This window comes from Bacillus sp. GbtcB14, assembly GCF_019091205.1.
In the GTDB taxonomy this organism is placed as follows: Bacteria; Bacillota; Bacilli; order Bacillales; family Bacillaceae_G; genus Bacillus_A; species Bacillus_A cereus_AG.
Genome location: NZ_JAGXJT010000012.1, coordinates 46,534 through 62,441 on the forward strand (window position 1 = coordinate 46,534; position 15,908 = coordinate 62,441).

Genomic DNA, 15,908 nt, shown 5'->3' on the forward strand with positions numbered 1-15,908 from the left:
AATTCGTTCTATACAAGTTTTTCCCAAAATCATGTAATTATGTATGTGCTGAAAATAAATTATTATCCTATAGACACAAGGGCTAATCCGCAATTTAAATCAAAAACGATTTGTATGTATATGGTAAATTGAAGTTGTGAGGAGGTACTGAAATGCATGAAGAATATAAAGAGATGATAAAAAAAGCGATTAAATATATAGAGGATCATTTAGATGAGGAGCTTACAACAGAAAAAGTGGCATCTCACAGTGCCGTATCGATGTACCATTTTCATCGTATTTTTCAAAGTTATGTTGGGATGAGTGTAACGGATTATATTCGAAAGAGAAGGTTAACTCATGCTGCGCAAGTTTTAGTGTCAACTGAGAGAACTGTTATTGATATTGCAGTGCAATACGGTTTTTCCTCACAAGAGGCATTTACTAGAGCTTTTAAAAGAATGTTTCAATTACCACCAAAGAAATATCGAAAGTACTTCCAGTCATTTTATATAGAAAGAGAGGGTGTTTCAATGCAAAAAGGTATACCGAAAGGATGGATCTTAAGTGGAAGTCATCCTGCTGAATATGAGATGGGTTTAGATTATGAAGTTGCCCATCAAGGAAAAGTAGCTGCATATATAAAAGCAAAAGAGAATGTTACGCACGGAGGGTTTGCGACATTAATGCAAATGTTCCGAGCAGATAAATATGTAGGTAAAAGATTACGTTTAACAGCATTCATTAAGAGTGAAAACGTAAGAGATTGGGCAGGATTGTGGATGCGAGTAGACGGAAAAGATACAGAACCGCTCGCTATGGATAACATGCAAAATCGCCCCATTAAAAATACAAATAACTGGCAATCGTACTCCGTTGTATTAGATATAAAAGAAGAAGCGCTTGGTATTGCATTTGGTGTTTTATTATCGGGAGAAGGTTGTGTCTGGCTAGATAGTATTCGATTTGATGAAGTGGATGAAAAAATCCCTTCAACAGATTTGGCTGAAAATTTTTATGAAACACTTCTAGAAGAGCCGGTAAATCTGCAATTTGAAGAGATAGAAAAGTAAAAAATAAGGAGAAAAGACATGCTCAAATATGTAAAACTAATAAGTATTAGTTTAGTAATAGCGTCTTGTATTATGGGAATTAACTATTTAATTAGCTATCTTTGGTCGGGGCATATACCTTCTTTGACATGGAGAACATATTTGATGTTTATGATTACATTTATAATGAGTTTTAGTTCAATGCAACAAGAAGGGGAAGAGGATTATTGACAATGATTAGAAAAAGTATATAATCTAAATGTAAGTGATCACTTGCATGAGGAAGAGAGGGTTTTATGGCGCGCTCAAAGACGGCAGAAAAAATCATTCAAGCAGCAATTGAATTAGTGAAAGAAAAAGGATATACAGCAGCGACAACGAAAGAAATTGCAATGCGTGCTGGTGTTAATGAAGTAACGATATTCCGCAATTTTAAAAGTAAGAAGGGTGTTATTGAAGCTGCAGTTGCTGAATTTTCATATGTACCGCATTTAAAACAGTTTTTACAAACAGAAATTGTGTGGGAATTAGAAACGGATTTAAAGAACTTAGCAAGGCATTATCATAAATTTTTAGATAGCATAAAAGATATTATTTTTATCGGTATACGTGAGGCAAGGGAATTTCCTGAATTAGATGAGGAAATATCCAAAATTCCAAAAGGATTAAAGGAAGAATTAATAATATATTTTGTTAAGATGCAGGAACAGGGAAAAATTGTTCATACAAATATTGAAGCGCAAGTAATGAATTTTATATGGATTAATTTTGGTTATTTCCTATCAAAATTGCGTTTTGAAAGCCGAATTATGGAAATCGATGATGAGAAATTTATCGAGAATAATATAGTGTTATATGCTAGGGCTTTAAGACCCTAGTATTTATTTAAAACAAAATGCAAGTAAGTACTTGCTTGCTGATTAGGAGAATGAGAAGATGGAAGCATTAAAACAATTTTTAAAACGACCTGGTACGTATGTAGGAATGGTAGTAGCGCTATCGTTCCAACTTATTTTCTTTTGTGTTTGGTTAACGGCATATGATGGAGTGAATGAACGAGCAGATCAAATGCGTATCGCTATTGTGAATGAGGATGGAAATATAGGGAGTAAAATAGCAGAAGGCTTACAGAGAAATTTACCATTTCAAGTGAAAGCAGAACGGTCTGTGGAAAAAGCAAACAAAGAAATGAATGACCATGTGTACGATATGATTATTGAAATTCCTGCTTCTTTTTCAAAGGATATAAATGAAACAGGAAAATCAAATTTAAACTTCCACATTAATCAAGCGAATGCAATGATGGCAAAGCAAATGATGGAAGGAGCTGCAAAACAAATTCGAGATAATGTAAATAAAGAGATAGCAAGTTATAAGAAACAAGCGCTTGTCGGAAAGCTACAAGCTGTAGGACCTGAGAATGTAGAAGTGATAAAAGGGTTAACTGAAGATTCAATTGGTTTTACAGTTCATAAAGTAAATGATGCAAAAGGATTTTCAGTGAATATGGTACCACTAATGATCGTATTAGCTTCATTTGTAGGAGCAATGATAATGAGTATGGAATTATCAAAAGTTGCAAAAGAAGTAAAGGGCGGTTGGAGTAATTTCTTATCAAGACAAATCATAAATGGTACAGTATCAATTTTACTTGCATGCATTACAATTGGTTTGATGAAAGGCTTCCAAATTGAGATGCACGAAACAGTAGGGAGTATATGGGTGTTTCAAGCAATAGTCTTCTTCGCATTTCTTTCATTAACACAAATGTTTCTAACTGTGTTTGGAAACGCAGGTATGATTTTTAATATCATTTCACTATCGCTACAACTTGTAAGTTCAGGAGTAATCGTACCACATGAGATGCTTTCTAAAACATATCAAACAATCGGCGGATTATTTCCCGCAACATATGCAGCGAATGGCTATTATACAATAATATTTGGGGGAGTTAGTTTAGAGAAAAATATTATTTTATTATTAGTCATTATATTAGTCACGCAATTGGTAGCGGTTATTACTGTATCTATAAAAGGAATAGTAAAGGGAAGAAGAAGCTCTGTAGTTAAAGAAGTATAAAGTAAAAAGGTATCCTTCAATTGGATACCTTTTTTTACTGGTACTTATTATTTTGCAACTTCTGTCCACTTGTAGTTAAATTCACCGCCGAAGTCAGTTGTTACAAGTCCTTTAATGAAAGAGCGTTGTAAGTAAGAGCGACCTTGTTGGTATAAAGGAGCGACAGCGCCGTCTTGTAATAGAATTTTTTCAGCTTGTTTCATTGCTTCAAAGCGTGCTTTTTCATCGCCAGCTAAATCTGTTTTCACTTTATGAATGAGCTCATCGTACTCTTTGTTAGAGTATTTATCGAAGTTATAAGCACTATCTGTTGTAAATAAATCTAAGAATGTAATTGGATCAGCGAAGTCAGGGCCCCAGCCATCAATCCCGATTTCATAGTCACCACTTAATAGTAGTTTTAACTGTTGTTTACGTGGTTGTGGTTTTAATGTCACTGTTAATCCATCTAGATTCTTTTCTAGTTCACCTTTTAAATATTCACCAGTCTTTTTAGCTAAAGCATTATCACTTGTTAATAGTTCGATTGTTACTTTGTCAGTACCAAGTTCTTGTTTCGCTTTTTTCCAGTTTTCTTTCGCTGTTTTCACATCATCTTTGACTAGGTTTCCGTTTTCTTTACGGAAGTCGTTACCTTCTGGACTTTTTGCGAATTTCGCAGGAATCATTCCTTCAGCTGGAACAGCACCGTTATTTAAAATTGTTTCTACGTATGCTTTTTTATTCATTGCGCCGTTAATAGCAAGGCGTGCATGTTGATTTTTTAATGTTTCATTTTTTTGATTGAGTCGTAAAAATTGAATGCCAACTTCAGCGCGGTCTTTGAAGTTTGGATCACCCTTATATTTATCAACAAACTCCGCAGTTAAAGCAACGCGATCAATTTGTCCTGAATCATATAAGTTAACTTCTGTAGACTTATCTTTAACGACATTGAAGTTGATTTCTTCTAATTTTACAGTTTTAGCATCCCAATAATTAGGGTTCTTCTTCAATTGGAAGCTTTGCTCGTGTTTCCAGCTATCTAATGTGAAAGCACCGTTGTAAATTAAATGATTTGTTTCTAAACCATATTTATCTCCTTGAGATTTTAAGTACTCTTCGTTAATTGGTAAGAATGTTGAGAATGTCGTTAAGCTTAAGAAGTAGGGAACAGGACGGTCTAGTTGTACTTCTAACGTTTTATCATCAAGAGCTTTGACCCCTAGTTGATCAATTGGCAATTGTTTCTGGCTTATTTGTTTCGCATTCTGTATATCGAAGAATAAGAACGCATATTCAGCTGCTGTATCAGGATTTACGGCGCGTTGCCAAGCGAATACGAAGTCCTTTGCTGTAACAGGAGTACCGTTTGACCATTTTGAATCACGCAGGTGGAATGTATATTTTGTTTTATCGGGACTAAGGTCAACCGACTCAGCAACACCAGGAATCGGTTTGTTATCTTCTCCCATTGCATATAAACCTTCAAAAACATTTCGCATTACGCTCATGGATTCCCCATCCGTTGCTTTTGCAACATCCATTGTTGGAATTTCTGAAGCGAATGATAAGTTAATTGCCTGTTTATCAGGTGCTTTATCATTTGCTTTCGCTCCGCTTGCATGATCTTTATTTCCCCCGCAAGCAGTTAGTAATAGACTTGCTCCTAAAACAGATGCAACAACAGGTACAACTTTTTTCTTCATTGTTCGTTCCTCCCTAAATGTGTTGTTCGTAACGTCGTAATGTCCACGTTTTGAAGTGTAGCTATAGAAGAAGAGAAAACCTATTATAGATATGTGTATGTAGGTAATCAGGTGTTCTATATGTATATACATGTTGAACTATAATCTATCGTTATATGTTTCAACGTAGTAGATGTTATATTTTGATGGTGAAATATTTTGTTTCTTTGATTATTTAGAATATTAACACTGGAAAGAACTATATGTCAATAATAAAAATAGATTGTTAATTTCTTAGAATAATATATTAAAAAAGCAGATTTCCTCGTACTAGGGAATCTGCTTTTAATATGTTTTGCTAAAAAAACAATTGGTGTGGGCTAATCATCAGTGGGGGATGAAGAAAAAACCACTGATTAAAGTTTCGCTTTATTTTTCAATTTTTGCCCATTTGAAGTTTAATTGACCTGCAAAGTCTACTTGCACAATCCCTTTCACATAAGAACGTTCTAAATAAGATTCGCCTTTTTGGTAAAGAGGAGCGATAACGGAGTCTTTAAATAATATTTTCTCGGATGCTAGTAATGCTTCCCAGCGAGCTTTTTCATCACCGGCTAAAGTCGTTTTCACTTTTGCTATTGTTTCATCAAACTCCTTATTAGAGTAATGATCTAAGTTGTAAGGGTTATTCGTTGTAAATAGCTCAAGGAATGTAATTGGATCCGCAAAGTCAGGGCTCCAGCCGTCAATTCCAATTTCGTAGTCACCTTTTAATAAAAGTGAAACTTGTTGTTTACGTGGTTGCGGCTTTATATTTACTGTTAAGCCATCTAAATTCTTTTCTAGTTGTCCTTTTAAGAATTCACCAGTTTTCTTTTCAAGGTCACCGTCACTTGTTAATAGTTCTAACGTTATTTTTTCAGACCCAAGTTCTTGTTTTGCCTTTTTCCATAATTCTTGAGCAGATTTTGTGTCAACCTTTGTTAAATCGCCGTTTGCAGCACGGAAGTCTGTTCCGTCAGGTCCTTTTGCAAAGTTTTTCGGCACGAGACTAGAGGTTGGTGTAGAGCCGTCATTTAATAACGTATTTACAAAGGATTTTCGATCAATTGTTTGATCGATTGCTTGGCGTGCAGAAACATTTTGAAGTACTTTGTTTTGTTGATTCATACGTAGAAACTGTACCCCTACGTTTGGCCGTTCTTTAAAGTTAGCATCTTTTTTATATTTATCAACGAAGTCAGATGTTAGTTTGATACGATCTAATTGTTTTGATTCGAATAAATTTACTTCTGTAGATTTTTCTTTTACGACGTTAAAATTGATTTCTTCCAGTTTGACAGTATCTTTATCCCAATAGGTAGGGTTTTTCTTAAATTTAAAGCTTTGCTCATGCTTCCAATCGCTTAGTGTAAAAGCTCCGTTGTATAAGATTGTATTGTCTTCTAAAGCGTATTTATCACCTTGTGATTTAAAGAATTCCTCGTTAATTGGTAGAAATGTTGGGAACGCTGTTAAGCTAATAAAGTACGGAACAGGGCGTTCTAATTCTACCTCAAACGTATGGTCATCAATTGCTTTTACACCAAGTTGATCGGCTGGAAGTTCTTTGTTGTTAATTTTTGTTGCGTTTTTAATATCAAAGAATAGAAATGCATATTCAGAGGCTGTTGCTGGATCGACAGCTCTTTGCCAAGCGAAGACAAAATCTTTCGCTGTGACAGGAGTGCCGTTTGACCATTTTGAATCTCGTAAATGGAATGTGTATTTCGTTTTATCGCCACTTACTTCATGAGATTTTGCAACGCCAGGGACAGGTTTGTTACCTTCACCAAGATTATACAAACCTTCAAATACGTTTCTCATTACTTGACCAGAATCAGTATCTGTAGCACGAGCTGTATCCATTGTTCGTATTTCAGTAGGTGAAGATAAGTTTAAAACCTGTTTACTAGGTGCCTCGTCTTTTGCATTTGCTCCGCTTGCTTCGTTTTTATAACTACCGCAACCAGTTAATAAAATACTTACTCCTACAACTGATGCAATACCGGGTACAAACTTCTTTTTCATTTGATTTTCCTCCTAAATAATTAAGTTTGGATGATGATGAGGGAAATGAAAAATAAAAAATCCCTCTTTTCATATTGAGAAAGAGGGATTTTTACGTACAAGTTATGCACCCGTATATAAACGAAGTCCCTCATTCTATCTTTCAAGCACAAAGCTTGCAGGAAGTGGCACAGTGTTCAAAATGAACCTGTTGCCGAGGTTTCAAAGGGCCAGTCCCTCCACCTCTCTTGATACAATGAGTAAACGAATAAATTTTATTAATTTTTGTGTTTCTTTGATAATTCAAAATCTTACACCTTGGATAATGAAGTGTCAACCGATTGAAATATAGTTTAAATTTTCAGTTTTCTTTAATGAGAAAAACCACTGCATATGGCAGTGGTTTTTCTACTAGAAGTTAAAGTTATCTGGGTCTGGACCAACGCGACGATCTTCATTTAGAGCTTGAATTGCTTTCATGTCATCAGCACTTAATTCAAAATCGAATATATTTGCATTTTCAATAATGCGATGTTCTTTAATAGATTTAGGGATTGTTACAACTTCATTTTGTAAATCCCAGCGTAAAATAATTTGTGCAGTTGATTTATTATATTTTGTTGCAATGTTTTGTAATGTTGAGTTGTCCAGTAGCTGTCCTTGCATTAATGGTGACCAAGCTTCAAGCTGGATATTATGTTCTTTACAGAAAGCGTGTAACTCTTCCTGTGCTAAACGTGGATGATATTCCACTTGGTTGACCATTGGCTTAATTTCAGCAATTTCAAATACGTCTTGTAAGTGGTGAATGTGGAAATTACTCACACCGATAGCACGAACACGGCCATCTTTATAAAGTTTTTCTAATGCTTTCCATGATTCAGTATATTTCCCTTTTACAGGCCAATGTACTAAATATAAATCTAAATATTCTAGACCTAATTTCTCTAATGTAGTTTCAAATGCTTGAAGTGTTGTTTCATACCCTTGATCGCTATTCCATACTTTTGATGTGATAAATAATTCTTCACGTGCAACACCTGATTCACGGATCGCTTGTCCAACGCCTTCTTCGTTTTGATAAATTGCTGCAGTATCAATGCTGTGGTAGCCATTTTTAATTGCTGCTTTTACAGATTCAATTACTTCTGAACCATCTTCTACTTTAAAAACACCTAAACCGAACCACGGCATTTTTACACCGTTATGTAATGTTGTATAGTCTTTTAAACTTGTTAAATTCATATTATTTCCCCCTAGCTTTTTTGTTTGTTGCTTCTACTGCTTTTTGAATTGCCTCTGAAAAATTATATTCATATAAAGCTTTGAGACCCTCAGCTGTGGAACCACCTGGTGTTGTTACTTGTTCGCGGAGGTTAGCTGGATCTTGCGTTTGTTCAAGCATAGAAGCAGAGCCGGAAATCATTTGAATGACAAGGTGTTTTGCAGTCGCTTCATCGACTCCATAACTTTTTGTTGCTTCAATTAAGCTTTCAGCAAAGTAATAAAGGAAAGCTGGTGCACTTCCAGTAACTGCGGTAAGCTGATGAACTTCCTCTTCAGTGCAAAGTTGCGAAGTACCAATGCCTCTTAAAAGCAGTTGCAGGGTTTCTTGATGCATCTCGTTTACTGATCGTCCCATTGTATATAAGGAGATAGACTTTCCAATTTCAGCAGCTGTATTTGGCATAATCCAAGCGACAGGTGTTCCCCCGGGAAGTCTTTCTTCTAAATAAGATGGGCCAATGCCAGCAGCTACCGTTACGACAAGTTGATTCGATAGTAACGGAGATAATTCTGCTAATAATTCTTCATGTGCAGAAGGTGGCATTGCTAAAACAATTGTATCAACAGATGTAACATGCTGCTTCCAATCTGTTGCAGTAGACACATTATATCGCGCTCGTAATTGTTCTAGCTTTTCTACGTTGCTGCGGTTAGAGACGATAATTTCTTCGATGTATTCTTTGCTTGTTTTAAGTAATCCGGAAAATATAGCTTCTGCCATACGACCAGCACCAATAAATAGAATTCGATGTTTAGTTAGCATATCCTTTAATCCTTTCTAGTGAAGATATGTTATAAAAAACGATACCATTTTTAAGAGAATTTTGTAAAAAGAAAAGACTTATCGTAGATGGAATGGATAATGAGAAGGAGGAAATTCATGGTAAAGGGAAGAGCTATTCCTTATACTGGTGATAAGGAATTTATTATACATCTGGGGAGAGATGATCATGGTCAGAAGTCCACTTTTTTTATTCATTTCTAGTATTATTTGCGTATTGGTTGGGTTTTATATTCAATCGAGTTATATTGAAATTTTCGCATCGGTTATGGGGATTATTAATGTTTGGTTATTAGCGAGGGAAAGGGTATCTAACTTTTTGTTTGGCATGATTACAGTTGCGATATTTCTGTATATTTTCATTACGCAAGGTTTATATGCAATGGCGGTATTGGCAGCCTTTCAATTTATATTTAATGTATATGGTTGGTATTATTGGATTGCACGTAGTGGGGAGGAAGAAGTAAAAGCAACAGTTCGTTTAGGTGTAAAAGGGTGGACTCTGTATATAATCTTTATGTTAGTTGCTTGGATTGGTTGGGGCTATTATCAAATCCGTTATTTAGAATCAACTAGTCCATATTTAGATGCTTTAAATGCTGTACTAGGATTAGTAGCTCAATTTATGCTAAGTCGAAAAATTTTAGAAAACTGGTATTTATGGATTGTATATAACGTGGTTAGCATTGTGATTTATATTTCCACAGGTTTATACGTCATGCTAATATTAGCTATTATTAATCTCTTTATATGTGTAGCTGGTTTACTAGAGTGGAAGAGCAACTATAAAGGACAGGGGCATGTAAATAATTATATTTAGAAAACAATTGAAAGAGAAAAACCCCTGAAGCATATATGCTTCAGGGGTTTATTAATAGATTATCAGATTATGCTTTTGTCATACCTAACAATACAGCGCCGCCGATAATTAAAACACTACCTAGTGCAATAAAAATCAATTGACGTTTCGTTTTCTTTTCACCTAAGAAGACAATCGCACCGAATGTTGAGATAACGATTCCAGTTTGAGATAATGGGAAGCTTGTTGCTACTCCGACACGTGGTAATGAAAGAAGTAAGAATAAGTTTCCAGTTCCCCATAGTAAACCAGATAAAGCATTACGGATTGCATATTTGTTAAATGGTTTATGTTTAGATGTCAATACAACCGCACCAACAAACATACCAACTGCTTGTGGTAAAATAGCAGACCAACCATCGATATTATACCAACGAATAATAATTACATATACAAGGTAGCCGAAAGTAGAAACAATTAAAGTAAGAAGTCCTTTTTTCAATTGTCCTGGTGGCTGTGCATTTTCTTTGTCATCTAGTGATGTGAATACAACACCAACTACGATTAATAGGATTGCAATCGTTCCCAGAACAATCGTTGTTGTAGTAGTCCACTCACGGAAAGCGATAACCCCAAAGATAGAAGTTGCAACAAGTTGCATACCAGTAGAAATTGTTACGGTAGTTGAAACACCTAGTTTTTCAACTGTTTTTAATTGGTTTACTTGTCCTAAAGCCCAGAATAAACCTGAAATAAAACCAACAATCAAGACTGTCATTGTTAAAGCTGGTTGAGTAAATACATACATAATTGTTGCGAAGAATAGAGCACCGATTGTCATACCTACCGTTTGGCTATATGCACCACCGCCCATTTTTACGCTTACTAATAAGATGTTTCCCCATGCAATTGCAGGAAGAAGCGCTAATAAAATGTCCATTACAAGACTCCCTTCGATTTCCTATACCAATATAATTACATATCGTTCTAACGATCGGTAATGCCCCACTAATAGAGTAGAAGATTACCGATCGCTAAAACAGGATGAAGAATTCACGATATAAATGCGTTTTCATTTCTTCATTTTTTGAAACACCTCCATATAATAACAGGAAATTGCCTATTTTAGAAAGTGAATTCAAATAAAATGTATATTTTAATAAAAGGTAAAATTCAGTTATTTCCCGTTAGTATATTTTATTTCCTAAGAAATAAAGAAGCAGCTTCGACAGAAGCTGCTTTAAGAGTTAGTGATTCTTTTATTAATAAGCTGAATACATAGCAGAAATAGGAGTGACATACTAATAGTGATAACTACTAGTGTCCAAGCGAGTTGCATATTACTTGCATCAATCGCCATGTAAATTGCAGTTGGGATTGTCTGTGTTTTACCAGGAATGTTCCCAGCGAACATGAGTGTAGCACCAAATTCCCCTAGTGCACGAACAAAGCTCAAAATCATTCCGCTTAGTAATGCAGGAAATGCAAGCGGAAGTGTGACGTGTAGAAAAACTTGATATTCACTTGCACCAAGATCACGAGCGCTTTCTTCAATTTGTACATTCGCGATAGAAAATCCTGTTTTTGCTGATTGGTACATAAGTGGAAATGCAACAACTGTAGAAGCGATGATAGCAGCAGTAGATGTGAACATAATAGACTGCTGAAATATTGCTTCTACCCACGTTCCAATGGGACTATTATTTCCAAAAATGATAATGAGAAAAAAGCCGATTACAGTTGGTGGAAGTACCATTGGTAATAAGAAAATAGTTTCTAATATTACTTTATATCTCCATGAAGAGCGTGCTAGCGCTCGTCCGATTATCGTTCCTAAAATTGTAACGATTAGGGTGGCACATGCAGCTACTCGTAAAGATAGAAAGATTGGTGACAAAATAGCATCAAAGCTCATGGCAATTAGGATAGGACTGTAAATCCATATTTCTTAAAGATAGATTGTGCATCTTTTGACTGCAAATACTCATAAAATGAGGTCGCCTCTTTCTTGTGCTTAGATTCTTTTATAACACCTAAAGGATAGTGAATTGGCTCATGCGAAGTAGCTGCTGCTGTCTCACCAATTTTTACTTTGTTTGAAATAAGAGCATCTGTTTTGTATACAATACCAGCATCGACATTACCTGTTTCTACATACGTTAACACTTGGCGAACATCTTTTGTAAATACGATTTTATTTTGAATATCATTCCATAGATTTTCATGTGTGAGAGAAGCCTTTGCGTATTTTCCAGCAGGTACTGATTCAGGTGTACCAAGTGCGATCTTCTTAATTTTTTCATCTTTTAAATCTTGAATTTTTGTAAGAGAACTATCCTTTGGGACGACTAGAACGAGTTCATTTCCAAGAAGATTTTTCCCTTCTTTTTCATTAATAAATCCTTTTTTAACAAGGGTTTGGAATTTATCTTCGGCTGCTGAGAAGAATAAATCAGCAGGTGCACCTTGCTCAATTTGTTGTTGAAGTGCACCAGAAGCACCGAAGTTAAAAGAAAGTTTAATATTAGGTTCTTTTTCTTTATATTTTGTTTCAATTTCTTTTAGTGCATCTTGTAAGCTTGCAGCAGCTGATATAGTCAGTTCTACTGTTTTTCCTTCTTTAGCAGTTGATTTTTCTTTCTTTTCACCGCTTGTACATGCAGCACTAAATATAAGAAGAAAAGAGAGTATAAGTGCTCCGATGGATCGTAATGTAAACTTGTTCATAAAAAAATCCCCTTTCGTTTTGACATATTCAATTATAACTAATTATAACTAATTATAACTAGTTATAATTGAATATAATTTGAACGATGTAGTTGTTTTTAAAATATAGGAGAAAAATTCTTTTCTTTGTTACAATGAAGGAAGAAAGTGAGGAATCGTCTATGGATCATCATTCCTACACAACGGAAGAAGTAGCGAAGCGATTAAAAGTATCAAAATTAACTGTATACGATCTAATTAAAAAAGGAGAACTGCCTTCTTATAGAATCGGTAGACAGATGCGCATTGATGCAACGGATTTAGAACAATATATAAAGCAAATGAAAACAGGGAAAATACAAGGTACTCCTGTAAAGAGCGAAGATAGTAGAGGCTTGGATACATGTATTATTAGTGGACAAGAACTAACGTTAGATATGTTGGCAAAACGTATAGAAAATCGCCTGATAGGTTCAAATGTATTAAGGGCATATCAAGGTAGTTTAACGAGTTTAATAAAAATGTATCAAGGAGAAGGAAGTATCGTTAGTCTTCATTTGTTTGATGGAGAAACGGGTACATATAATGTTCCTTACGTAAAACGTATTTTAGTTGGACAACCATGTACTATGATTAATTTATTAGCAAGGAACGTTGGGTTTTATGTGCAAAAGGGAAACCCTAAAAATATAAAAACATGGGCTGATTTATCTCAATCATCTATACGATTTGTAAATCGAGAAAAAGGTTCTGGTATTAGGGTGTTAGTCGATGAACAATTGCGCATTCAAAAGTTAAATAAAGAACGTATTAGTGGATATGAATGGGAAGAATCGAATCATCTTGGTGTTGCCACGCAAGTCGCAAATGGAAAAGCTGATGTGGGAGTAGGATCAGAAAAGTTTTCGCAAATTGTAAATGTAGATTTTATTCCAATCATGAAAGAACAGTATGATTTGGTGATTTTGAAGAATAAAGAAAATGAAGAGTTGATTGAAGCCGTGAAAGACATTCTGCAATCGGAAGAATTTCATAATGAATTAAAAGCAATTGGCGGATACGATATGACGAAAACAGGTCAAATTATATATGAAACAAACTAAAAAGCTGCTTGTCTATAAGACAAGCAGCTTTTTCTATATATAAAGGGGTTTGGGGAAACAAAGTGTTAAACAAGACTTTGAGCAAGTGTGTAAATGAAAGCTGTAAGAAGAGTAGCTCCACTTGCAAGTCCGATAAAGTCTGATTTGTTGAAAGTAATGTTGTTCATTATAATCTCTCCTTATTTGTTTAATGTAGTTGCAACGGCTTTTGCATCGACAAGCGCGGATAGCACCATGCCCATTGTATTGAAAAATTTGTTTGATTTCGTTTTGTTCATCATGCGTATCCGCTCCTTTTCGAATTGTTGTTGCCCTGCTTTATGTCTTAATTATAGGAAATATGATCGCCTGCAACTATCGAATTAGCTTACGGGAGACTTACATTTTTGTAAGAAAAAAAGACATTCGTGTAAGAATGTCCGTTAAAGCATATTGATATGATGATGCTCTTCAATTGTTTTTAAGAAGCTGCGCATTGAATTCGTCATGTAGCTATCTTTACGGCGTATGAAAACCGTTGAAATACTACCGTATTTTTCAGGAATTGCATGACAATGTACCTTACCTGCTTTAGAAAGATGGTGGACAGCAGACTGTGGTACGAGTGTAATTCCAAGGCCGAGTGCAACACTGTTTAATATCGTCTCTAATATATTAAATTCCATAATTCTTTTTGGGAGTAGGCCTTCATCTTTAAGCCATCGTTCTAGTTTGGAACGGTATCCACATCCTTGGTTAAAAACGAGTAGGGGCGTTGTTGTAAATTCTTCTATATGAAAAGCTTTATTTTGTGTTACAAGCATTAATTTTTCTGTACTAACATCGTATTGTTCAATTAGTGGATGTTTAATAGGCCCTGATATAAAGGCGCCATCTAATTGATGATCAAGTACTTCTCTAATCAATTCTTCTGTTAAACCCGCTTGTAATGATAAATCGACATTCGGATAGCTTTTATAGTAAGAAGATAAAATGGTAGGTAATGTACTTACTGTTTCGACTGTGCCAATTTTTAAAATACCAGACGGTGTTTCACTATCTAAAAATACTTGTTTTAGCTCGTCAACATCTTGCAAAATTTTATTAACATAAACGAGCATTTTTCTTCCTTCAGCTGTTAAAGTCATACCTCGTTTATGACGATAAAAGAGTGGTGTTTTTAGCTCGTTTTCCAGTTGTTTAATACGTGCAGTTACATTTGATTGTACGTAATTTAATTCCTTTGCTGCACCGCTTACACTACCGCGGTCGGCAACGCTTTGGAAGATTTGTAAGTCTCTTAATTCCATAGTATGATCCTCCTTGATGTTAACTATCATTATAAGTGATAGTTAACATCATTTTGAATCATTTTACGTGATATATTTTTTCTTTTACAATTCTCTTTGTGCAAATAGAAAGAAGCGGGGGAATTGTGTTGAGAAAAGGTCAAATGATAATAGGGGCTTTAGCGTGTTTAATTGCAAGTATGTCATGGGGAGCAATGTTTCCAGTTGCTGATCATGCGCTAGAATACATAGATCCGTTTTATTTTTCGCTTATTCGCTATGGAGCGGTGGCAATCGTACTGATTGTATTATTGTTAGCGAAAGAAGGAAAGCAGGCATTTCGTTTAGAGGGAAGAGGAAAGTTACTCGTCTTTTTCGGAACGATGGCGTTTACTGTATATAATGTACTTATATTTTTAGGTCAAATGTTAATGGGAAAATCAGGCGTGATGGTAGCCTCTATTATGGAAGCACTGATGCCGATGATTTCGATTTGTATTCTATGGGGATATAAGCATGTAAAACCGAAAAAATATATGATAACGAGTATGATTATTGCTTTTGTAGGAGCTGTATTTGTTATTACAAAAGGTGATATGAGTTTCTTTTTAACGTTGAAAGATAACATATTTTCACTAGCATGTATATTTGTTGGGGTTGTAGGTTGGGTTATTTATACGATGGGTGGTCAAACGTGTAGCGATTGGTCAACATTACGTTATTCTACATTGACTTGTGTATTCGGTACGACTGTTACAGGAATTATAACGGTAATTATAACGGCACTTGGATATATTTCAGTTCCTAGTATGGAAACGATTTCTATTGTGAAATATGATTTGTTATTTATGATGACATTACCGGGAATCGTAGCATTACTCGCTTGGAACTACGGTGTGAAAATTTTATCATCTATTAATGGGATTTTATTTATTAACTTTGTACCGATTACGACTTTAATTATTATGATGATGCAAGGATATCAAATAACGATGTTTGATATTGTAGGAACTTTACTTGTTATTGCAGCACTTATTCGCAATAACGTTTGTCAGAGAAAAGAAGAGAATATAAATAAGAAGGTTTTACAAGAAGAGCAATTACGCCAAGCTGTTTAATAGGCAATTGGAGGATTTCA

At 35.1% G+C, this 15,908-nt stretch carries 16 protein-coding genes and 1 riboswitch; of the genes, 7 read left to right on the plus strand and 9 right to left on the minus strand.

Annotated elements, in window-relative coordinates; all coding sequences use genetic code 11:
* The first annotated feature begins 152 nt into the window (after window positions 1-152).
* The 4 genes from KVT31_RS24865 to KVT31_RS24880 all read left to right on the plus strand — a co-directional run bounded on the left by KVT31_RS24865 (window position 153) and on the right by KVT31_RS24880 (window position 3,110).
* Window positions 153-1,052: a helix-turn-helix transcriptional regulator gene (locus KVT31_RS24865; protein ID WP_088094843.1), complete on the plus strand. Its 900-nt coding sequence runs from the start codon at window positions 153-155 to the stop codon at window positions 1,050-1,052.
* A gap of 18 nt (window positions 1,053-1,070) precedes the next feature.
* A complete protein-coding gene (locus tag KVT31_RS24870; RefSeq protein WP_088094842.1) occupies window positions 1,071-1,262 on the plus strand; it encodes a hypothetical protein in 192 nt (63 codons plus the stop codon).
* A gap of 65 nt (window positions 1,263-1,327) precedes the next feature.
* Window positions 1,328-1,909: a TetR/AcrR family transcriptional regulator gene (locus tag KVT31_RS24875; RefSeq protein WP_088094841.1), complete on the plus strand. Its 582-nt coding sequence runs from the start codon at window positions 1,328-1,330 to the stop codon at window positions 1,907-1,909.
* A 58-nt stretch (window positions 1,910-1,967) separates the two neighbouring features.
* On the plus strand, window positions 1,968-3,110 hold the full coding sequence (locus KVT31_RS24880) for a YhgE/Pip domain-containing protein (RefSeq protein ID WP_088094840.1): 1,143 nt from the start codon (window positions 1,968-1,970) through the stop codon (window positions 3,108-3,110).
* Window positions 3,111-3,157: 47 nt separating this feature from the next.
* On the opposite strand, the gene KVT31_RS24885 is transcribed toward KVT31_RS24880, so the two are convergent.
* From KVT31_RS24885 to proC, 4 genes are all read right to left on the minus strand, one after another.
* Window positions 3,158-4,798 carry a peptide ABC transporter substrate-binding protein gene (locus KVT31_RS24885; protein ID WP_088094839.1) on the minus strand — a complete coding sequence of 547 codons (1,641 nt, stop codon included), beginning with the start codon at window positions 4,796-4,798 and terminating at the stop codon, window positions 3,158-3,160.
* Between the two features lie 408 nt (window positions 4,799-5,206).
* On the minus strand, window positions 5,207-6,847 hold the full coding sequence (locus tag KVT31_RS24890) for a peptide ABC transporter substrate-binding protein (RefSeq protein ID WP_088094838.1): 1,641 nt from the start codon (window positions 6,845-6,847) through the stop codon (window positions 5,207-5,209).
* Between the two features lie 132 nt (window positions 6,848-6,979).
* Window positions 6,980-7,084, minus strand: a riboswitch (SAM riboswitch).
* A gap of 153 nt (window positions 7,085-7,237) precedes the next feature.
* A complete protein-coding gene (locus KVT31_RS24895) occupies window positions 7,238-8,071 on the minus strand; it encodes an aldo/keto reductase (protein ID WP_088094837.1) in 834 nt (277 codons plus the stop codon).
* A 1-nt stretch (window position 8,072) separates the two neighbouring features.
* On the minus strand, window positions 8,073-8,876 hold the full coding sequence (proC, locus tag KVT31_RS24900) for a pyrroline-5-carboxylate reductase (RefSeq protein ID WP_088094836.1): 804 nt from the start codon (window positions 8,874-8,876) through the stop codon (window positions 8,073-8,075).
* Window positions 8,877-9,063: 187 nt separating this feature from the next.
* Between proC and pnuC the strand changes: the two genes are divergently transcribed.
* Entirely contained in the window at window positions 9,064-9,714 is a 651-nt protein-coding gene (gene pnuC / locus KVT31_RS24905) for a nicotinamide riboside transporter PnuC (RefSeq protein ID WP_088094834.1), read from the plus strand.
* Between the two features lie 67 nt (window positions 9,715-9,781).
* On the opposite strand, the gene KVT31_RS24910 is transcribed toward pnuC, so the two are convergent.
* The 3 genes from KVT31_RS24910 to modA form a co-directional block, all read right to left on the minus strand.
* On the minus strand, window positions 9,782-10,633 hold the full coding sequence (locus tag KVT31_RS24910; RefSeq protein WP_000353549.1) for a GRP family sugar transporter: 852 nt from the start codon (window positions 10,631-10,633) through the stop codon (window positions 9,782-9,784).
* A gap of 300 nt (window positions 10,634-10,933) precedes the next feature.
* Window positions 10,934-11,608 (minus strand): molybdate ABC transporter permease subunit, encoded by a 675-nt coding sequence (modB, locus tag KVT31_RS24915; RefSeq protein WP_088094833.1) that lies wholly within the window; start codon window positions 11,606-11,608, stop codon window positions 10,934-10,936.
* Window positions 11,609-11,613: 5 nt separating this feature from the next.
* Complete coding sequence (gene modA, locus KVT31_RS24920) at window positions 11,614-12,420, minus strand: molybdate ABC transporter substrate-binding protein (protein ID WP_076542571.1); 807 nt, start codon at window positions 12,418-12,420, stop codon at window positions 11,614-11,616.
* 134 nt (window positions 12,421-12,554) lie between these two features.
* On the opposite strand from modA, the gene KVT31_RS24925 reads away from it, so the two are divergent.
* The gene (locus tag KVT31_RS24925) at window positions 12,555-13,502 is read left to right on the plus strand and encodes a helix-turn-helix transcriptional regulator (protein WP_088094832.1); all 948 of its coding nucleotides are present in this window, start codon (window positions 12,555-12,557) and stop codon (window positions 13,500-13,502) included.
* 65 nt (window positions 13,503-13,567) lie between these two features.
* Here KVT31_RS24925 and KVT31_RS24930 read toward each other — a convergent pair whose 3' ends face one another.
* On the minus strand, window positions 13,568-13,669 hold the full coding sequence (locus KVT31_RS24930; RefSeq protein WP_001060020.1) for a DUF3948 family protein: 102 nt from the start codon (window positions 13,667-13,669) through the stop codon (window positions 13,568-13,570).
* Window positions 13,670-13,924: 255 nt separating this feature from the next.
* Window positions 13,925-14,791, minus strand: a complete 867-nt coding sequence (locus KVT31_RS24935) for a LysR family transcriptional regulator (protein WP_087979166.1) — start codon at window positions 14,789-14,791, stop codon at window positions 13,925-13,927.
* 128 nt (window positions 14,792-14,919) lie between these two features.
* Here KVT31_RS24935 and KVT31_RS24940 point away from each other — a divergent pair, with 128 nt between their 5' ends.
* Window positions 14,920-15,888, plus strand: a complete 969-nt coding sequence (locus KVT31_RS24940; RefSeq protein ID WP_140392311.1) for a DMT family transporter — start codon at window positions 14,920-14,922, stop codon at window positions 15,886-15,888.
* The last annotated feature ends 20 nt before the right edge of the window (window positions 15,889-15,908 follow it).